The 17,770-nt window shown below is 68.6% G+C and carries 19 protein-coding genes; 9 read left to right on the forward strand and 10 right to left on the reverse strand.

Annotation, left to right across the window (positions count from 1 at the left end):
• Nucleotides 1-39: 39 nt before the first annotated feature.
• From OOZ63_RS09165 to OOZ63_RS09175, 3 genes are read left to right on the forward strand one after another with little or no spacing between them, the layout of a single operon-like run.
• Nucleotides 40-1,155, forward strand: a complete 1,116-nt coding sequence (locus tag OOZ63_RS09165; protein WP_266005134.1) for a sensor histidine kinase — start codon at nucleotides 40-42, stop codon at nucleotides 1,153-1,155.
• Entirely contained in the window at nucleotides 1,152-1,949 is a 798-nt protein-coding gene (locus OOZ63_RS09170) for a LytR/AlgR family response regulator transcription factor (RefSeq protein ID WP_266005135.1), read from the forward strand. The genes OOZ63_RS09165 and OOZ63_RS09170 overlap by 4 nt, the downstream gene beginning before the upstream one ends.
• On the forward strand, nucleotides 1,946-2,677 hold the full coding sequence (locus OOZ63_RS09175) for a head GIN domain-containing protein (protein ID WP_266005136.1): 732 nt from the start codon (nucleotides 1,946-1,948) through the stop codon (nucleotides 2,675-2,677). Before OOZ63_RS09170 ends, OOZ63_RS09175 begins: the two co-directional genes overlap by 4 nt.
• On the opposite strand, the gene OOZ63_RS09180 is transcribed toward OOZ63_RS09175, so the two are convergent.
• Nucleotides 2,656-3,138 carry a cupin domain-containing protein gene (locus OOZ63_RS09180; protein WP_266005137.1) on the reverse strand — a complete coding sequence of 161 codons (483 nt, stop codon included), beginning with the start codon at nucleotides 3,136-3,138 and terminating at the stop codon, nucleotides 2,656-2,658. The two genes, OOZ63_RS09175 and OOZ63_RS09180, sit on opposite strands and share 22 nt — an antisense overlap.
• Before the next feature lie 29 nt (nucleotides 3,139-3,167).
• Between OOZ63_RS09180 and recQ the strand changes: the two genes are divergently transcribed.
• Nucleotides 3,168-5,033 carry a DNA helicase RecQ gene (gene recQ / locus OOZ63_RS09185; RefSeq protein ID WP_266005138.1) on the forward strand — a complete coding sequence of 622 codons (1,866 nt, stop codon included), beginning with the start codon at nucleotides 3,168-3,170 and terminating at the stop codon, nucleotides 5,031-5,033.
• Nucleotides 5,034-5,117: 84 nt separating this feature from the next.
• Nucleotides 5,118-7,817: a TonB-dependent receptor gene (locus OOZ63_RS09190; RefSeq protein WP_266005139.1), complete on the forward strand. Its 2,700-nt coding sequence runs from the start codon at nucleotides 5,118-5,120 to the stop codon at nucleotides 7,815-7,817.
• A gap of 9 nt (nucleotides 7,818-7,826) precedes the next feature.
• On the opposite strand, the gene OOZ63_RS09195 is transcribed toward OOZ63_RS09190, so the two are convergent.
• From OOZ63_RS09195 to OOZ63_RS09220, 6 genes are all read right to left on the reverse strand, one after another.
• On the reverse strand, nucleotides 7,827-8,039 hold the full coding sequence (locus OOZ63_RS09195) for a hypothetical protein (protein WP_266005140.1): 213 nt from the start codon (nucleotides 8,037-8,039) through the stop codon (nucleotides 7,827-7,829).
• A gap of 138 nt (nucleotides 8,040-8,177) precedes the next feature.
• A complete protein-coding gene (locus OOZ63_RS09200; protein WP_266005141.1) occupies nucleotides 8,178-8,474 on the reverse strand; it encodes a hypothetical protein in 297 nt (98 codons plus the stop codon).
• A 49-nt stretch (nucleotides 8,475-8,523) separates the two neighbouring features.
• The gene (locus OOZ63_RS09205) at nucleotides 8,524-10,518 is read right to left on the reverse strand and encodes a hypothetical protein (RefSeq protein ID WP_266005142.1); all 1,995 of its coding nucleotides are present in this window, start codon (nucleotides 10,516-10,518) and stop codon (nucleotides 8,524-8,526) included.
• A 122-nt stretch (nucleotides 10,519-10,640) separates the two neighbouring features.
• Nucleotides 10,641-10,871, reverse strand: coding sequence for a hypothetical protein (locus tag OOZ63_RS09210; RefSeq protein ID WP_266005143.1), 231 nt, complete (start codon nucleotides 10,869-10,871; stop codon nucleotides 10,641-10,643).
• A 158-nt stretch (nucleotides 10,872-11,029) separates the two neighbouring features.
• Nucleotides 11,030-12,985: a PAS domain-containing sensor histidine kinase gene (locus tag OOZ63_RS09215; RefSeq protein ID WP_266005144.1), complete on the reverse strand. Its 1,956-nt coding sequence runs from the start codon at nucleotides 12,983-12,985 to the stop codon at nucleotides 11,030-11,032.
• 123 nt (nucleotides 12,986-13,108) lie between these two features.
• A complete protein-coding gene (locus tag OOZ63_RS09220; RefSeq protein ID WP_266005145.1) occupies nucleotides 13,109-13,270 on the reverse strand; it encodes a hypothetical protein in 162 nt (53 codons plus the stop codon).
• 141 nt (nucleotides 13,271-13,411) lie between these two features.
• On the opposite strand from OOZ63_RS09220, the gene OOZ63_RS09225 reads away from it, so the two are divergent.
• Genes OOZ63_RS09225 through OOZ63_RS09240 form a run of 4 tightly spaced genes read left to right on the forward strand, consistent with a single transcriptional unit; the run spans nucleotide 13,412 to nucleotide 16,252 of the window.
• Nucleotides 13,412-14,152, forward strand: a complete 741-nt coding sequence (locus tag OOZ63_RS09225) for a TetR/AcrR family transcriptional regulator (RefSeq protein WP_266005146.1) — start codon at nucleotides 13,412-13,414, stop codon at nucleotides 14,150-14,152.
• Entirely contained in the window at nucleotides 14,149-14,589 is a 441-nt protein-coding gene (locus OOZ63_RS09230) for a hypothetical protein (RefSeq protein ID WP_266005147.1), read from the forward strand. Before OOZ63_RS09225 ends, OOZ63_RS09230 begins: the two co-directional genes overlap by 4 nt.
• A complete protein-coding gene (locus OOZ63_RS09235; protein ID WP_266005148.1) occupies nucleotides 14,586-15,875 on the forward strand; it encodes an ABC1 kinase family protein in 1,290 nt (429 codons plus the stop codon). Before OOZ63_RS09230 ends, OOZ63_RS09235 begins: the two co-directional genes overlap by 4 nt.
• Before the next feature lie 2 nt (nucleotides 15,876-15,877).
• On the forward strand, nucleotides 15,878-16,252 hold the full coding sequence (locus OOZ63_RS09240; protein WP_266005149.1) for a DUF6463 family protein: 375 nt from the start codon (nucleotides 15,878-15,880) through the stop codon (nucleotides 16,250-16,252).
• 10 nt (nucleotides 16,253-16,262) lie between these two features.
• Here the strand turns inward: OOZ63_RS09240 and OOZ63_RS09245 are convergent, their stop codons facing one another.
• From OOZ63_RS09245 to OOZ63_RS09255, 3 genes are all read right to left on the reverse strand, one after another.
• Nucleotides 16,263-16,451 (reverse strand): hypothetical protein, encoded by a 189-nt coding sequence (locus tag OOZ63_RS09245; RefSeq protein WP_266005150.1) that lies wholly within the window; start codon nucleotides 16,449-16,451, stop codon nucleotides 16,263-16,265.
• Between the two features lie 115 nt (nucleotides 16,452-16,566).
• Entirely contained in the window at nucleotides 16,567-17,259 is a 693-nt protein-coding gene (locus tag OOZ63_RS09250; protein WP_266005151.1) for a nucleotidyl transferase AbiEii/AbiGii toxin family protein, read from the reverse strand.
• A complete protein-coding gene (locus tag OOZ63_RS09255) occupies nucleotides 17,252-17,755 on the reverse strand; it encodes a helix-turn-helix domain-containing protein (RefSeq protein WP_266005152.1) in 504 nt (167 codons plus the stop codon). The genes OOZ63_RS09250 and OOZ63_RS09255 overlap by 8 nt, the downstream gene beginning before the upstream one ends.
• Nucleotides 17,756-17,770 lie beyond the last annotated feature (15 nt).

A 17,770-nucleotide genomic window follows, 5' to 3' on the forward strand; every position in this document is an offset into this window, starting at 1 on the left:
CGCCGCAACCGTTGGGCGGGGGCATCCTAAGATGGCGCCATGCCCAGATCGAGCCCCCGCCCCGCCGACAGCAATCACAAGCTCTGGCTTGCCTATGCCGGCCTGTGCCTGCTGAGCTGGATGCTCTATGCGATGGCCGGCACCGAGCTGCAGCGCGGCATCTGGCAGCTCTGGGGTGGGGTCTACCAGGCCACGCTGAGCTTGTGGCCGCCGATGCTGCTGGGTGTGACCGTGCTGCCCTGGGTGGGCTGGCTGCAGCGCCGCGGCCTGGGGGCACCAGCCAGCCTGAGCCTGCATGCGCTGGCAGCCCTTCTGTTCGCCGCGCTGTGGCAGGGGCTTGAGTTCCTGACCGCCTGGTGGCTGTTCGGTGCCGACCATGCCCAGGCCACCTTGCAGCAGTTGGTGCTATGGCGGGCGATCTGGGGCGTGTTCGTCTACATCGCACTGGTGGCCGGCTTCACCGCCGTGCTGCAAGCGCGCCGCGCCCGTGCCAGCGCGGTGGCGGCGGCCCAGGCCGAGTCGGCGCTGGCGCGCGCAGAGCTGGCCGCCATCAGCGGCAAGCTGAATCCGCACTTCCTGTTCAACACGCTCAACACCCTGATCGCGCTCACCCGCAAGGACCCCAAGGCCGCCGAGGATGCGCTGCTGCGCTTTGCCGGCATGCTGCGGTATGTGCTGGACAGCAAACGCGGCGCCAGCGACCGCGTCAGCCTGCAGGACGAGGTCGATTTTGTGCGCGACTATCTGGCGCTGGAGTCGCTGCGCCTAGGCCCGCGGCTGCACATCGCCTGGCAGCTGGACCCGGCCACACTGGACGACGAACTGCCGGTCCTGACGCTTCAGCCACTGGTCGAGAACAGTATCCTGCACGGCATCGCGCCGCGCACCGGGGGCGGCTGCATCAGCATCAGCGCGCGCCGCGATGCGCTCAACGCTGGCCTGGCCCTGACTGTGCAAGACGATGGTCCCGGCTGCGACCCGGCGCGGATCGAACCCGGTGCCGAGGCCGACGGCAAAGGCAGCGCACGACGCGGCATCGGCCTGTCGGCGCTGCGCCGGCGCTTCGCGCTGGACTTCGAGGGCCGTGCGCGCTTCAAGATCCACACCGCCCCCGGCGCGGGCTTCCGCGTCGACCTCTGGATACCGCAAGCATGACGATGATGAACCGCGACCACAGCCCCCGAATACGCACCCTGATCGCCGAGGACGAGCCGCTGGCCGCCGAAAGCCTGGCCGAGTGGGTGGGGCAACTGCCGCAGTTGGAGCTGGTGGCGGTCTGCAATGACGGCGCCAGTGCACTGGCCCAGATCCGCGCGCTGCAGCCGGGCCTGGTGCTGATGGACATCCAGATGCCGGGTATGACCGGCCTGCAGGTGCTGCGCGCGCTGGCGCAGCAGCCCAACACGAGCGGCCCGGCGGTGATCTTCACGACCGCCTATGACGAGCATGCGCTGACCGCCTTCGAGCTGCATGCGGTGGACTACCTGCTCAAGCCCTTCTCGCACGATCGCTTTGTCGAGGCGGTCGAGCATGCGCTGCAAGTGCTGGAGCGGCTCGATGGCGCGGCGACAAACCCGACACTCAACCCGGCACTGGAGGCGCTGGAACACCCCCCCGAGGCGCCGCTGACCCGCATCCTGGTGCGCGACCAAGGCAAGATCTTCCCACTGCATGTCGACGCGATCGAGTACCTGCGCTCCGACGCCAAGTACACCGCCATAGCCAGCCGCGGTCGCCAGTTCCTAGTGCGCTTGCCGATCAGCAGCTTCGAGCAGCGCCTGGACCCGCAACGCTTTCTGAAGCTGCAGCGCAGCTGCATCGTCAATCTCGATTGCGTGGAGGCGATGACGCCCGACGAGAGCTCGCAGCTGGTGGTGCAAATGCGCGACGGCACGCGCTTCACCGCCAGCCGTGAGGTCTCGAAAAAGCTGCGGGAGCAATCGATATGAGAGCCCTGCTCGCGCTGCTGCTGGTGGCCGGTGCGCAACCGGCCTCGGCCCAGGCTGCCGAGGGCCAGCTCTACACGCCGGGAACCTTCGAACGCCTGGAGGTCAGCGGCTCCGCCCAGGTGCGCCTGGCCCAGGGCGAGCGCGACCAGGTCTTCATCGTCGGCAATGCGCAGACCCAAAAAAACGTGCAACTGGACTTGCGCGGGGATCGACTTGTGATCCGGCCGACTGGAAGCTGGAAGTTCTGGGACGGCTCGCGGCTGCAGATCGAGGTACTGATGCGCAATGTGCGCCAACTGGTGCTTTCCGGCGCCAGCGATCTGCATGCGCCCGGGCCGCTGAAGACGCGTCAGCTGGACGTCACCATCTCCGGCGCCGGCCAGGCACGCTTCGACGCGCTGGCGGCCGACAGCCTGCGCTTCGTGATTTCCGGTGCCGGCGAGGGCCGCCTGGCCGGCCAGGTGCGCACAATGCAGGCAGCGATCTCGGGCAAGGGCGCCCTACAGGCCGAGCAGCTGCGGGCCGGCACGGCCTCGGTCTCCATCAGCGGCGTCGGCCACGCCAGCTTTTGGGCCACCGACGCAGTGGGTATCGGCGTCTCCGGCGTCGGCACGGTGGACTACTGGGGCCCGGCCGAGGCCCGGCAACGCAGCTCGGGCATGGCTTCCATTTCCTACCGGGGCGAGAAGCCGCCCTCGGCCCCGGCTTACGCCTCGCCGTCCCAGTAATCCAGTGAGTTGTCGCGACGTTGTATCAGCGCCGGCCCCATAGAGAAAACGGCCACCTTGCCCGAGTCCGGATACTCGCAGACCTCGGGTCGCTCCTGGGTACTGATCGACAAGTACTTCAGGTCGGCGTCCGAGGTGTTGAGGATGTGATGCGGATAGTCGGGGCCGCAAGGGATGAAGATCACATCGCCGGCCTGGATCGGCAGTAGTTCGCCTGCCACGCGCAAAGTGCCCAAACCCTGCAGCACAACAAACATCTCCTCCTGCGTGTGATGGAAGTGATAGGGACAGCTCTGCTTGCCGGGTGGCACAGTGTCGATGCCACATCCCAGCTTACGCGCTGCCGTGCCGCCGGACAGCGGCCCCACCAGACTCTCGTAGCGCGGCGCACGCTCGAAGCGCTCGCGCGGGATCTCATTGAAGTTCCGAATCAATTGGCTGCGTAGGTCGTCGGCTGTCAATTGGGTTCTCCTGGACAATAGCGGGCTCCATGCATCATCACGCCCCCCTCCAGATCCTGCAAGAAGTCTTCGGCTACGGCGCCTTCCGCGGCGCGCAGGCTGACATCGTCGACCATGTGGTGAGCGGCGGCGACGCGCTGGTGCTGATGCCCACCGGCGGCGGCAAGAGCTTGTGCTACCAGGTGCCGGCGATCGCACGGCATCGCCAGGGCCAGGGCGTGGCGGTGGTAGTCAGCCCGTTGATCGCACTGATGCACGACCAGGTCGGCGCGCTCGAAGAGGCCGGCGTGCACGCCGCCTTCCTGAACTCGACGCTGAGCTCGGAGCAGGCCGCCCATGTCGAGCGCGAGATGATGAGCGGGCGCCTGGTGATGCTGTATGCGGCACCCGAGCGCATCACCAACCCGCGCTTCCTGGCCCAGCTCGACTCGCTCAACGAGCGCGGCCTGCTGAGCCTGTTCGCGATCGACGAGGCACATTGCGTCAGCCAGTGGGGCCATGACTTCCGCAGCGAATACCTGAGCCTGAGCCTGCTGCACGAGCGCTATCCCGATGTGCCGCGCATCGCGCTGACCGCCACCGCCGACGACCTGACACGGGCCGACATCATCGAGCGCCTGAAGCTGGAGGACTCGCGCGTCTTCATCAGCAGCTTCGACCGCCCCAATATCCGTTACGCCATTGTCGAGAAGGACAAGCCGCGCGAACAGTTGCTGCGTTTCATCCGCGACGAGCATGAAGACGAGGCCGGCGTCGTCTACTGCCAGAGCCGCAAAAAGGTCGAGGAGACCGCCGCCTGGCTGGAAGCCGAGGGCATGAAGGCCCTGCCTTATCACGCCGGCCTGGACGCCGCCGTGCGCCAGAAGCACCAGGACCGCTTTTTGCGCGAGGACGGCATCGTGATGGTGGCCACCATCGCCTTCGGCATGGGCATCGACAAGCCCGATGTGCGCTTTGTCGCCCATCTGGACCTGCCCAAGAACATCGAGAGCTATTACCAGGAGACCGGCCGCGCCGGCCGCGATGGCGCGCCGGCCAATGCCTGGATGGCTTATGGCCTGGCCGATGTGGTCAACCAGCGCCGCATGATCGACGAGAGCCCGGCCGAAGAAGAGTTCAAGCAGGGCCAGCGCGGCAAGCTCGACGCGCTGCTGGCCCTGGCCGAGGCCACAGACTGCCGGCGCGTGCGCTTGCTCAGCTATTTCGGCGAGGCCAGCAGCGCTTGCGGCAACTGCGATAACTGCCTGAGCCCACCGGCCACCTGGGACGGCACCGAGGCCGCACGCAAGCTGCTCAGCTGCATCTACCGCTTCCACCAGAACGGCGGCCAGCGCTTCGGCGCCGGCCATCTGATCGATGTCTTGCGCGGCAAGGTCACCGACAAGGTCACGCAGTACGGCCACCAGAGCCTGTCGACCTGGGGCGTCGGCGCGAACCTGCCCGAGCAGCAGTGGCGCGCCGTGCTGCGCCAGCTGATCGCGCTGGGCCATGTCGTCAGCGAAGGCGAGTACCACACGCTGGCGCTTGCCGACAGCGCCCGCGCGGTGCTCAAGGGCGAGGTCCAGCTGCTGCTGCGCGTGCCCAGCGTCGCGCCCAAACGCGGCAAGACCACGCGCGGCGCGCCGGGCAAGCGTGGTGGCAGCGCCGCGCCGATCGATCTGGACTTTGAGGCCCAGCAGCGTTTCGAGGCCTTGAAGGCCTGGCGCGCCGAGGTGGCCAAAGAGCATGGCCTGCCGGCCTATGTGATCTTCCAGAACGTCACGCTGGCCGAGATGGCCCGGCTGCATCCGCAAAGCCTGGACGAGCTGGCCGGCATCAGCGGCGTCGGCGCGAAGAAGCTGGAAGCCTATGGGCGGGAGATCTTGCGGGTGCTGGAGAGCGGGGCCCAGGGGTAATCACCGAGGCGACGGCGTCAACGCCGGCCGTCTGTGCGGCGTTGGCTTGTGCTTGCACCAGCCAACAACCCCGGAGCCACCGCCATGCCCCATTGCCCGCCGACCCGGCGCCTGAGCACCGTCGCTGCCTTGCTACTGGCCAGCCAGCTGGCCTCGGCGGCGGATAATCTGGAGCGGGTAGAGATCACCGGCTCGGCGATCAAGCGGCCGGCGGCCGATGGTGCGCTGCCGGTGCAGACCATCACTCGCGAAGACATCGCCAAGGCTGGCGTCACCACGGCCTCCGAGCTGCTGGCCCAGCTGTCGGCCAGTTCGGGCGGGCTGAGCGACGGCGCCAGCATCAACGTCGGCGGCTATGACCAGAAGGGGTTCAACTCGGCCAATCTGCGGGGTCTCGGCACCTCGTCCACGCTGGTGCTGCTGAACGGCCGGCGCATGGCCAATTTCGCCTCGCCGGGCGATGATGCCGGGGTCGACCTGAACAACATCCCGGCCGCCGCGATCGAGCGGGTCGAGGTGCTGCTGGACGGGGCCTCGGCGATTTACGGCGCCGACGCGATCGCCGGCGTCATCAACTTCATCACCCGCAAAGACTTCCAGGGCCTGGAGCTGAACAGCCAGCTCGGAAAGACCCGGGAAGGCGGCGCCGGCAAGCGCACCGCCAGCGTCGCGGCGGGCATCGGCGATATCGTGCGCGACGGCTTCAATGTCTTCGGCGTGCTCGATGCCCAGCGCACCGAGCGCCTCAGCACCTCGCAGCGCGAGTTCATCGCCGGGCTGAAGGTGCCCGAGCGCCTGGGCCATCTGCTGTCGGGCTTTACCAGCCCGGCCAATATCCGGCTCAGCAGCGCGCAGCGCAACCATCTGCAGGACCGCGGCTTCACGATCAAGGGCAAGCCCATCGTCAACCGCACGATCAATCTCTCGGCGCCCGACTGCGCGCCGCCGGCCAACCTCTATCTGCCGGCCGGCACCGGTGGCGAGGATGCCTGCACCTATGACTACATGCGCGACACCGAGCTCTACCCCAAGTCCGAGAAGCTAGGCTTCCTGGGCCGCGGCGTGCTGCAGCTGACGCCGGCGCACCAGCTCTTCGCCGAGCTGGCGCTGACGCGCGCCCGCACCTGGTATGTCGGCTCGTCGGCGCGCGTGACCGGCTATATGGACTACCGGCTGGTGCCCGAGCTGGCCGGTACCGCGCTGGAGACGATCGATGAGGAGTATCCCGGCGAGCTCCAGCTGCAGATGCGCTTGGACGAGGCCGGCCGCCGCAGCAGCCAGCTCACCAGCGAAGGCCGGCGCTTCGTCACCGGCCTGTCCGGCACGCTGGCCGGCTGGGACTACGAGCTAGCGCTGAATCACAGCGTCAACACCGTGCGCGACCGCGACACCCACGGCTATGTGCTCTACGACGAATTGATGGCCGGCATCAACAGCGGCCTCATCAACCCCTTCGGCCCGTCCAGCGCCGCCGGCAAGGCGCTGATCGACAGCATCCAGGTCGATGACGAGGTGCGCTTTGCGCGCGGCACGATGGACGCGCTGGACCTGAAGGCCTCGCGCGCGCTGAGCCGGCTGGCCGGCGGCGAGCTGATGCTGGCCCTGGGCGGTGAGCTGCGGCGCGAGAAAAGCCAGTTCCGCCCCTCGGCCCTGCTGCTGAGCGACAACATCAACAACGACTTCGCGCCCGAGGGCGGCGGCCCGACCACCGATTCACGCAAGGTCAGGGCCGTCTACGCCGAGCTGCTGGCGCCTTTTGCGCCGCAATGGGAGGCCCAACTGGCACTGCGCCACGACCACTACCAGGGCATAGGCGGCGCCAGCAGCCCCAAGCTGGGCCTGCGCTACACGCCGAGCAAGGCCCTGCTGCTGCGCGGCTCGCTGGGCGCGGGCTTCCGGGCGCCGTCGATGAACGACCTCTACCGTCCCACGGTCTACAGCAGCACCGCGACCCTGCCCGATCCGCTGTCCTGCGCCGCCAACGACAACGACCTCTCGGTCTGCGCCGACAACTGGGACACCCGCCGCTACAGCAACCCGAACCTCAAGCCCGAGCGCAGCCGCCAGGCCTCGCTGGGACTGGTGTTCGAGGCCGACCACCACTGGACGCTCAGTGCCGACTGGTGGACCATCAAGCGAAGCAAGCTGATCAGCGAGATCGGCGACGATGTGATCCTGGGCAATCTGGCAAAGTATGGCGAGCTGGTGCACCGCGACGAGGACGGCGACATCGACTACATCGAGCTGCGCAAGGACAACCGCGGCGCACAGAAGGCCAGCGGGCTGGATCTGGTGCTGGATCTGCATGGCGTGAAGACCGCCTGGGGCCAGTTCGGCGCGCGCCTGAGCGGCACGCTGATGCTGGACTCCAAGCTGCAGACGGCGCCGGGCGACCCCTACATCAGCAATCTGGGCCGCTTCGTCACCGAGGGCGCGGTGCAGCGCTGGCGCCACCGCCTGAGCCTGGACTGGGAGCGCGGGCCCTTCGCGCTGACGCTGGGCAATACCTTCTACTCGTCCTATCAGGACCAAAACTCGGCCATCAATATCGACGACGGCAGCATCGTCGCGGCCAACCGTGTCAAGGCCTACTCGCTGTGGGACAGCTCGCTGGCCTGGCGCGCGAGCCCGGCGCTGAGCCTGCGGGTCGGGGTGCAGAACCTGTTCGACAAGAGCCCGCCCTTTTCCAATCAGGCCTACCACTTCCTGTCGGGCTACGACCCCAGCTACACCGACCCGCGCGGGCGTTATCTCTACATCAATCTGAACTATGCGATGAAATGAGCGGGCGCCTCAGCACTGCGCCGTCTCGGCGCAGGCCAACTGCGCCAGCTGCTGCGACGGCTGCTGCGCCGAACTCTTGCCGACGATCAGCACCCGCTCCAGCCGCATCAGCGGCTGCTCGGCCGTGGTGCCGACGTCGATCAGCGCCAGCAGCGCGGTCGTGACACTGAGGGCTACCAGGCTGGCGACGGACTTCTCGGTGAGGCTGTGCTCGAACATCATGCTGAACTCCTTGATACACCGGCCTGATGCGGGCCGGTGAATGCAGTGTCGGCGTCGTCCGCTCGGCGCGCGAGGCCGACGCGACAAGCTGGCAAAAACGCTGTCTGAACCGACCCTGGGAGCGACAGGACGAAACGATCAGCAGCTCGACAGGTCCGTGCAATCGAGCTGGCTGAGGCGCACGGCCGACGCCGCTGACTGCGCTGCGGCCGGCTGCGCCACGGTGTGCAGGTTCTGCGGCGCGCTCTGCTCGGCCAGCACCAGGGCCATCGTGGCCGCACCAGCAACGGCGAAGAGGGCAGTCAGAAAGGTCTTGGCGCTGCTGTGCATTGCGGGCTCCTGCGGGGCATGGGAGGCTTGGGTGGAGGCTTTCAGTGTCGCCAGGACGGCTGCGCGCCGCCAGCGCTTGGCGATGGGCAGCGGCAGGCGCCGCATGAAGTGCGGGCAGTGGCGATGAGTGGGGGCAGAGCGGCCAGACCCGTGATCAGCGCTGCAGATCCAAGCGCTTGTGCAGCGCCTGCGCCCGGACACGCGACTCGCGCTCGCGGGCCTGGCGCGCGCCCTGCGCCTGCTCGGCCAGGCGCTGTGCGCCGTTCAGCGCCGCCGGGCGGCCGGCGGCGATGGCAGCCTGGTCCAGGTTCTCGCCCCAAGTCAGCCCCGGTTTCAGCAACAAGGGACTGGCCAGCCGATCCGCTGCATCGGCCTCCAGCCAGGGCAGCAGATCGGCCAGCACCAGGCGCACACGCGGTCGCAGTGCGGCCTCGCCGATGCGGCCGCGCTGGCCCCAGACCACGGGTAGATCGGCGCTGCTGCCCGCATCGGCCGCCAACTGGGGTGCGATGGCGGTATCGCGCAGCACGCCGTAGCGCAGCTGCATCATGGCCTCTTCCACCAGCATCGCGGCATCCTCGCGCGGCACGCTCTGGCCGGCCGGCACCGAGTAGCTGTAGTCATCGCTGACGCGGTCCTGGCTGAAGAAATGCACGATGTCCTCAGGCCGGTAGGCCTTCTGCTGCGCGCTGGCCTCGGTGCCGAAGAACAACACCTGGCCCAGCGCTCGCATCTCCTGCGAGAAGAAGGGGTAGCGCTGGTGCAGATCCTGCGAAGCCGTCAGCGCCGGACTGGCCTCATAGACCCGCAGTGCCCCGCCCAGGCCGATCTGCACCCGCGGCGGCACAAAGTCCGCCGCATGGGCCAGCTCGTGATAAAGCAGGCGGGCCAACTCGTAGCGCAGCGCCGCCAGCGTGCGCGTGGGTCGCTCGGCCACCGGATAGGCGGGAATGGCATGCCGGTTGTCCAGCACATAGCGCCAGGGCGTGCTGTAGGCCAGCGCGGCACCGTAGGCGCTGCGCGGATCGGGGCTCTCGCTGAGGGTGTCGAGCTGCTCGGGCGTCATCCAGAGGTATGCCCCATCCAGATAGATGGCGCCGGTAGCGCCCCAGTAGAAGGCCGGTCGCACGCGCGCACCGATCACCACCGCCGTGCTCGCATTGAGCATGCGGCGGAAGTCGCCATGCGGATCTTCCTCGCGCAAGAAGCGCTCAAAAACCTCGGCCATCCAGTCATTCGAGACCAGCAGCCGCTGCATCACCTGCTCCACCGTCGGCACGGCGCCGGCCGTCTGCTGGCCCAGCAGCGGCAGACGGGCCAGTGTGCAGAGATTGTTAGGACTGCTGCTCAGGCCGGGGTGGTAAATGCAGTCGCTCAGAGCGCGGGCATGGGGGCCGTCGGACAGCCAAGGATAGACGCGGCTGGCGGGGTTGTCGCCGTCAAACAGCGGGTTGGCGGCTGGCTGCGGTGGCGGCTGGACCAGCAGGGTGAATTCATCGCTGGCGCTGCGGCCATCGGCCAGGTTCAGCTGGGCGCGCAAGCGCAGCAGGCTGTCGACGCTGACCGCCGGCGCCTTGAATACCAGCCGCGCTGAGTCGCGGCGCTCCAGCGTCGCGGCCGGGCCGTCCAGCTGCTCCCAGTACCACTGCGCGCCAGCCAACTCACTGCTGCTCAGGCCCGGCGCCCAGGCCCGCAGAGACAGGCTGCCGCCACCCCAGACCGAGGGCTCGCCGCGCACGCTCAGGCTCGGCCCGGCGGCGGCCGGCGCCACTTCGAGAGCCAGCTCGGCCGTATGGCTTGCGGCGCGGGCGTCCCTGAAACTCAAAGTGAGGCGGTAGCTGCCGGGCAAGGTCGGTTCGATGCTGAGCGCCGGCGAGCGCGCCGACAGCAGCGCAAGACCTGGCCCCGCCGTCTGCTGCCAGCGCGGCTCGGCCAGGGCCGAACCGCCACAGGCCAGCAAAGCCAGCTCGGTCGCGCGGCCGGCCTGTATCGTCACTTCCCGGGCCAGCCGCGCCACCGAACCGGGTTCGCAGCTGGCACTCACGGGCGGCACGACGGGCGGCGGTGCAGGATCGGCGGCTCCGCCGCCGCCGCCACAGGCACCCAGCAGCAAGGCCAGGCCCACGACTCCGACAACTTTGATCGTCACGCCGCCTCCCGCCGCGAGCCTCATCGATGCCCGGCAGCATAAGGGACAAGCGCAGCGGAGCAGAGTCACCGCAGCACGCACGATGCGGCCGTGGCTCTGCTCCGTTCAGAGAACCGCACGCATCAGATGCGGCGCGCCGGCTTGGCGGCGGCCAGCTGCACGGCGGGCTGGGAGGCCAGGCTGCGGCCTTCGATGACCACGCGCGGCAGTTGCACGATCTGCTGGCTGGCTTGGGCCGACTTGCCGGTGATGACGACGCGCGGCAGCTGCTCAATCTTTTGCGGGGCGGCCTGGGCGCTACCGACAGCGGCGAGAACGAGGGCGGCGGCAACTTGGATCAGACGGACTTGCATGATGGGCTCCTTGGGTTTAACTCGGTGTCGACCAAGCGGTTTGCTGTGTCGATGGAGTCAGTATCGGAGCCGATCGCGACGCTCTCCAGCACCTTGTGATGAACTGCAAGCCGCGCCGGATGGGGCGTCGCAGGCGCCGACGGATGTGTCAGCGGGCCTCAGGAGACGGCGCCGCCCCCAAGCACCTGCCTCACCAGCGGCGCCAGCTCCTCCAAAGTCTGCTCCTTGTGGATCAGACCGTGCACTCCGAGGCTGAGCGCCTCGGCCAGCAGGGCCTCGGTGACATGACCCGAGCTGATCAGCACCGGCAAGGTCGGCGCGATCAGGGCAAGGCGGCGCGCCAGCTCAAGGCCGGTGCAGGCCGGCATGCTGTAGTCGCTCACCAGCAGGTCAACGCCGCCGGCCTGGGCCATGCTCAGAGCCTGGTCCGGCTCGGCACACAGACTGACGCGCCAGCCCTGGCGTTGCAGCAGGCCTTGCACTGTCAGGCGCATGACCTCGTCGTCGTCGACATAGACGATGTGCTTCCCTAGCCCGACCGCAGTCACGTCCGGCTCCGGCATGGGCTCGGCCGGCAGCTCCCCGCCTTGCAGCAGCGGCAGATAGAGGTGGAAGCAGCTGCCGACGCCGGGCTGGCTGTCGACCTGGATTTCTCCCTGATGGGCCAGCACGATGCCATGTGCCACCGCCAAGCCGAGACCGGTTCCCTGGCCCTGCGGCTTGGTCGTGAAGAAGGGCTCGAACAGGCGGCTGCGCGTGGCGGCGTCGATGCCGCTGCCCTCGTCACGCACCCAAAGATGGGCGCGCGCCGGGCTGCCGGCATGGTGCTCCGCACTCAACCCCACCTCGACCCGACCGACCCCGCCGTCCAGCGAGTGCCATGCATTGGTGCACAGATTGATCAGCACTTGCTGGATCTGCGTGGCGTCGGCGCGCACATGCAGGGGCTGGTCTGCCAGGCTCAGCACCAGTTGCACGCCGGGCGGCAGCGCGGTGCGCAGCAAGGCCAGGCTTTCCTGTACCAGGGCCTGCAGCTGCACAACGCACAGCTCCTGCGGCTGGCGCCGGCTGAAGGCCAGGATCTGCTGCACCAGGCTTCGCGCCCGCTGGCCGCCGATGCGTATCAGGCCCAGATGGGCAGTGGCCGGATGCTCGGCGGGCAGCTGTTCCAGCGCCAGTGCCACATTGCCGAGGATGGCGCCGAGGATGTTGTTGAAGTCGTGTGCGATGCCGCCGGCGAGCGTACCCATGGCCTCGAGCTTCTGGGCCTCGCGCAGCTGGGCTTCGAGCTCGCTGCGGCGCGCCTCGGCCCGCACCCGCTCGCTAAGGTCGATATCGACGCAGTAGAGCTCTGCTTCGCCGCGGCTGTTGCGCTGCATCGTGTGGCTTGAGAACACATGGACCGGGCTGCCGTTCTTGTGCTGCAGCACCAGCTCCTCGGCCGGCGTCGAAACCACGCCGGCCGCCAGCCACTGCCGCGTGGCTTCGATCACCAGCGGCCGCATCGGCGCCGGGATGATGAGCTCCTCCAGCGGCCGGCCCAATGCTTCCTCGCGACTGTAGCCATAGAGCTGCTCGCTGGCGGCATTCCAGAAGATCACCCGGCGCTCGGCGTTATAGCCCTGCACCGAGATCTTCTCGACCCCTTCCAGCAAGGCGCGAAAACGGCTCTCGCTGCCGGCCAGCGCCTGCTCAGCCTGGCGCGCCGCGCTGACATCAAGCAGCAGCGCATGCCACAGCACTGTCCCGTCCAGGCGGCGCTGCGGCCGGCCGGCACCCTGCAGCCAGCGGCGCCTGCCCGACGGCGTGGTGACGCGGAACTCGGCATGCCACGGCGAGAGCTCCCGGGCCGAGCGCCAGATCGACTCGCGCAGGCGGGGCAAATCGGCCGGTTCGACCAGACGCCACAGCAGGCCCACATCGCGCTCCAGCAGTTGCGGCTCCAGCTCCAGCAACTCCAGGCAGCGCGGGCTCATTTCGTAGACCGCGTCCTGGCCGTCGGGCCAGAGCGCGTACTGAAACACCACGCCGGGCAGGTTCTCGGCCAGGTAATGGAAATTGGCCTCGGCCGCATGCAGGGCCTGCTCCAAGCGCTTGTTGCGCAAGCTGTCCATTGCGTCGCTCCCTGTGGCGAGAGCCTGGTCCCCGGAGCGGGTCCGGCCGGCGCCTGTGTCGGGCCATTGTTGCCCGGGGCCGGGCCGGCTGCAAAGCTCAAAGAGGGGACGTTCGGACGCCGCTCAGGATGCGTTGCCCAGCATGATGCGGGCCAGAGCCGGCAGTCCGCTGGGGCCGTGGGACTCGGACTGAGCCATGGGCTCGGCGTCAAAACCGGCCGAGCCCAGCCACAGCGTGCCCAGCAGGGCTAAGCCGAGAAGCAGGATCACAAGGCGCGGTTTCATGGGCGGGAAGTATCCGTCAGCAAGGCGCGGGCGCAAGCCCCAAGAAGGGCGATATCGACCTGGCCTTCATCTACCGTTAAAAGAAGTCTTGCTATCCAATAAATTAAAAATAATAATGATTAAAAGAAAGTAAATATACAAATGCGCATTTCCAAGACCCAGCAAGCCAGCAACAAGCGCCTGATCTTGCAAACGGCGGTGGACCTGATGACCCAGCAGGGCTTCGATACCACGACGATGAAGCAGATCGCCCGGGCCGCCGGGGTCGGCGATGCGACCATCTACAAATACTTCCCCAGCAAAGAAAAGCTGGTGCTGGCCTATTTCGAGCAGGCCTTCGAGGATGCACTGGCCCAGTGGCGCGCCACGCCCGACCAGGCCGAATGGAGCCTGCAGGAGCGGCTTCAGCTGCTGATGGACAGCCTGCTGGAGCGCCTGCTGCCCGACCGCGAATTCGTGGCCCTGGCCCGCGAGCTGGTCGAGCGGGCCCCGCTGCTGATGCTGGGCGGCGGGCTGCCAGGCCGCGAGTTGCTGCAGCAGGCCCTGCTGGAGCTGCTGGACGAGGCCCTGGCCCGCAGCGAGATCGCTCCCTGCGGCCCCCTGCTCAGGACCGGCCTGTCCGCGCTGATGGCCGACTATGCCTATGGCGTGATCAGCTACTGGCTCAAGGACGACAGCGAGGACTTCGGCAACACCACGCAGCTGCTGGAGCTGAGCCTGTCGCTGCTGGTGCTGAGCCTGGCCAGCGGCGTGATCGGCAAACTGATGGAGCTGGGCGGCTTTGTGCTGCGCAGCCAGCTGATGCGCCTGCTGCAGGACGGCGGCGGCCTGCTGGACCTGCTCAAGCTGGCGCGGCGCGGTGTGGCCGGAGCGGCACGATGAGCGGCGCCGCCAACCCCGCCCTGCTGCTCGGCGCCAGCCTCAGCGCGATGGCCGCCGCGCTGCATCTGGCCATCATTGTCGGCGGCGCCCCCTGGTATCGCTGCTTCGGTGCCGGCGAGGGCATGGCCAAGCTGGCCCAGGCCGGTCATTGGTGGCCGGCGCTCTTGACGCTGGGCATCGCTTTTGTACTGCTGGTGGCCGCCGCCTATGCGCTGGGCGCCGGCGGCTGGAGCGCCGCGCTGCGCGGCCTGCCGGGGCTGCGCTGGGTGCTGCTGGGTATCACCGCCGTCTATCTGCTGCGCGGTCTGGCGCCCTGGCCGGCCATGCTGCTGCAGCCCGAGCTGCGCCAACCATTCTGGATCTGGAGCACGCTGATCTGCGCCGGCTACGGTGGCGTCCATGCGCTGGGCCTGGCGCAGGCCTGGAGCCGGCTGTGAGCGCCGCGCCACCGACCGGGCGGCTCGCGCGCGGCGCGGTGGCTGGCGCCGCACTGGCCCGGGCCGGGCTCAGCCAGCTGGGCCACAAGGCGGCTCTGGGCCTGGGCCTGGCCGGCCCACAGGCCCAAAGCGAACAGGAGGCCCGGCTCGGGCGCATCCTGTTCGGCGCACTGAACCAGCTCAAAGGCGTGGGCCTGAAGGCCGCGCAGCTGCTCAGCATGGAGGCCGGCTCGCTCCCCGAAGGCGTGCGCGAGCAGCTGGCCCAGGCCCAGTACCGCGCCACGCCGCTGAACCGCGCCGTGATCCGCAAGCTGCTGCGCGAGGAGTTCGGCCAGGGGCCGGAGACGCTGTTCGCCGCCTTCGAGCCGGCGGCCTTTGCCGCCGCAAGCCTGGGCCAGGTGCACGGCGCGCTGGCTGCCGACGGTCGCCGCCTGGCCGTCAAGATGCAGTACCCGGGCATGGCCGCGACGGTGCGCAGCGATATGCTGCTGCTGCGCGCGCTGCTCGGCGGCTTGGGCGGACTGCCCGACCCCGAGCTGCTGGCGCGCACGCTGGCCCAGATCGAGCAGGCCCTGCTCCAGGAATTGGACTACCGACTGGAGGCGCAGCAACTGGCCTGGTTTGCCGCTCGCCTGCCCGAGCAGGACTTTGTGCTGCCGCGAGCGCTGCCCGCGCTCAGCAGCGCGCGGGTGCTGACGATGGAGCGGCTCGACGGCCTGCATCTGTCCGACTGGCTGGCCGGCGGCCCGAACCAGGCCGAGCGCGACCGCCAGGGTCAGATCTTGCTGGACCTGTTCATGGCCGGCGCCTTCGAGCTGCGGCGCCTGCAGGCCGACCCGCAGCCGGGCAACTACCTGTTCATGCCGGACGGCCGGCTAGGACTGCTGGATTTCGGCTGCACGCGAACGCTGACCCCCGACTTTGCCGAGAGCCTGCGCCAGACCTGGCGCGCCCGGCTGCGCGGCGACGATGCCGGCCTGCTGGCCGCCTATCGGGCCCTGGGCCTGGTCGCGACGGAGCTGGGGCTGGCCGAGTTCCGCAGCCAGCTGCTGCCCGCGCTGGCGCCGCTGCTGGACTGGCTGCTGCTGCCTTGGCGCACGCCGCGCTACGACTTCGGCCAGCACCCGCCAATGCCCCGCATGCCGGCCGCCCAACATCGCCTGGCGATGCGCTACCTCAAGCACATGCCCGCCGAGCAACCCTTCTTCGACCGCAGCCTGCTGGGCCTTGTGCATCTGCTGAGCCGGCTGCGGGCCCAGGTCAACACCCACCAAGACTGGATTTGATGATGAACACGACGACGCTCTCGGCACCCCGCCCACGCGCATGGGTCGGCCATTGGCTGATGGGCGTGGCCGCCCTGCACACGGTGTTTGCGGGCGCGGCGTTCGCACCGGTGCTGCTGCAGATGGCGCGGGGCGGATTGCTGGACAGCGTCGGCGCCGATCCGCTGCGCGGCGCGGCGACCTGGTTCACGCTGTTCGGCGTGGTGCTGGCCCTGCTGGCCATGGCCGTGACGACGCTGGAACGCGACGGCCAGACCCGGGCGCTGCGCCGGCTCGGCTGGGGCCTGCTGGCCCTGACCCTGCTGAGTCTGCTGCTGATGCCGGCATCAGGCTTCTGGCTGGTGCTGCCGGCGATCTGGGCCCTGCTGCGGCGCTAACGCCCCCCGCTCACTTGCAGCTGAAGCTGCGCGTGTTGACCTCCTTCACCTGGCCTTCGCCGCAGGTCTTGACGGCCTGCTCGCCCATGCGGGCCACATCGGTCGGATCGCTGCTGCGCGACGAACCGGGCGCCAGCACGCAGGCGGTGGACATGAGAGCGGCGACCAGGGCCAGGGCGAAGGTGGGGAAGCGGTTCATCGGTGACTCCTCGATACAGGTTGAATCTGACCCGCACTGTAGGAGAACCGGTGCGAGCGCCAAACGCAGGGCCGACGAACTGCAGAACCGAAGGGGCAGGCTGCTGCGGCCGGCGCTAGAGCGCCAGTCGCAGCTTGCCGATGCGGCTGCGCAGCCGCGCTTCGGGCAGGCTCATGCCCAGGCCGTCCATGCATTTTCTGAGCCGCCCGGGGCGCTCAAGCAAATGGGCCCGCGCTTTGGCGAAGCAATCGCGAATGGTGGGCCCGTAGGCATGTTCGGCCTTGGCGACGCCCGCCAGCGGCAGGCAGGCCCGGGCGTCGGCCAGCATGGCAAGGTCGATCAGGTCACGGCTCATCACGGCATCATCGGCCCAGCGGTCGGCATTGGCCATCAGCTTGGTGGCAATGCCATCGGCGGCAGCCAGGGTACAGACTCCGCAGATGCGCTCGTCGGCACTGGGGGGATCGGGCACGATGCGCCCCTCGAAGACGATCTCGAACTTGATGGCCACGCCGTCCACCTCGAAGGCAGCCCGGATGCCGTACTGGTCGATGCGCGGCTCGCGGACGAGCTTGAACGATTGAGTCAGCAAACCGGCGATGCCGCTGCTATGCACCAGGCTGCGCAGCTCGCGGTAGCCGTCCACCGATGAGCAGATGAAGTTCACATCGACGGATTCCCGGTACTCGCCGCGGGACAAGGCAATGGCCGTACCACCACCGAAGAGACAGCGCTGACGGACCAGTAACTCGGCGTCCAGGCCGACGAGCAGACGGGCAATGCGCTGGTGATGAACACGCTCAAACAAGCAGCACTCCTTTGCCAACCGTGGCCGTCAGGCGTTCCAAGAGGGCCAGTTCGCGGGGCAACATCTTGGCCGGCTCGATATGGCGCCAGTTGCGTTCGTACAGCGTGAAGGCCTCGGCCGGCGTCAGCACCGCCGCCGGGCCTTCGGCCACATGCCAGGCCACGCTCTGCAGCTGTGGGTAGTGGGCCAGGCGGATACCGGGCGGCACGCGGCGTGGCGCCAGGCGCTCGGTTGCCAGGGCATGTCCGGTGTCCCGGGCCAGACACTCAAAATCGTCCGCCAGCCCCAGCACGCCCATGACCTTGATCAGTGTGCCTACGGTCACCCCCGCTTCGCCGCGCTCCAGGCGTGTCAGCGTGACGCGGGTGATACCGGCCCGCGCCGCCACTGCGGCGGCCGTCTGGCCACGGCGCAGGCGCGCCAGGCGCAGCCGCTCGCCCAACTCGGCGAGCTGTCGAACCTCGGCTTCCGGCAAGGGGGTCGGCTTGGCCGGCATGTATCGCATTTTATG

Origin of the sequence: Paucibacter sp. PLA-PC-4 (assembly GCF_026241155.1) — a bacterium.
Lineage (GTDB): Bacteria > Pseudomonadota > Gammaproteobacteria > Burkholderiales > Burkholderiaceae_C > Roseateles_E.

What these genes read in the sequence shown, in the direction of transcription:
- OOZ63_RS09225 (WP_266005146.1), top strand. Translation starts at nt 13,412, where the DNA reads ATGCGCATTTCCAAGACCCAGCAAGCCAGCAACAAGCGCCTGATCTTG.
- recQ (WP_266005138.1), top strand. Translation starts at nt 3,168, where the DNA reads ATGCATCATCACGCCCCCCTCCAGATCCTGCAAGAAGTCTTCGGCTAC.
- OOZ63_RS09215 (WP_266005144.1), bottom strand. Translation starts at nt 12,985, where the DNA reads ATGGACAGCTTGCGCAACAAGCGCTTGGAGCAGGCCCTGCATGCGGCC.
- OOZ63_RS09210 (WP_266005143.1), bottom strand. Translation starts at nt 10,871, where the DNA reads ATGCAAGTCCGTCTGATCCAAGTTGCCGCCGCCCTCGTTCTCGCCGCT.
- OOZ63_RS09175 (WP_266005136.1), top strand. Translation starts at nt 1,946, where the DNA reads ATGAGAGCCCTGCTCGCGCTGCTGCTGGTGGCCGGTGCGCAACCGGCC.
- OOZ63_RS09195 (WP_266005140.1), bottom strand. Translation starts at nt 8,039, where the DNA reads ATGATGTTCGAGCACAGCCTCACCGAGAAGTCCGTCGCCAGCCTGGTA.
- OOZ63_RS09255 (WP_266005152.1), bottom strand. Translation starts at nt 17,755, where the DNA reads ATGCCGGCCAAGCCGACCCCCTTGCCGGAAGCCGAGGTTCGACAGCTC.
- OOZ63_RS09230 (WP_266005147.1), top strand. Translation starts at nt 14,149, where the DNA reads ATGAGCGGCGCCGCCAACCCCGCCCTGCTGCTCGGCGCCAGCCTCAGC.
- OOZ63_RS09245 (WP_266005150.1), bottom strand. Translation starts at nt 16,451, where the DNA reads ATGAACCGCTTCCCCACCTTCGCCCTGGCCCTGGTCGCCGCTCTCATG.
- OOZ63_RS09190 (WP_266005139.1), top strand. Translation starts at nt 5,118, where the DNA reads ATGCCCCATTGCCCGCCGACCCGGCGCCTGAGCACCGTCGCTGCCTTG.
- OOZ63_RS09220 (WP_266005145.1), bottom strand. Translation starts at nt 13,270, where the DNA reads ATGAAACCGCGCCTTGTGATCCTGCTTCTCGGCTTAGCCCTGCTGGGC.
- OOZ63_RS09165 (WP_266005134.1), top strand. Translation starts at nt 40, where the DNA reads ATGCCCAGATCGAGCCCCCGCCCCGCCGACAGCAATCACAAGCTCTGG.
- OOZ63_RS09170 (WP_266005135.1), top strand. Translation starts at nt 1,152, where the DNA reads ATGACGATGATGAACCGCGACCACAGCCCCCGAATACGCACCCTGATC.
- OOZ63_RS09200 (WP_266005141.1), bottom strand. Translation starts at nt 8,474, where the DNA reads ATGCGGCGCCTGCCGCTGCCCATCGCCAAGCGCTGGCGGCGCGCAGCC.
- OOZ63_RS09240 (WP_266005149.1), top strand. Translation starts at nt 15,878, where the DNA reads ATGAACACGACGACGCTCTCGGCACCCCGCCCACGCGCATGGGTCGGC.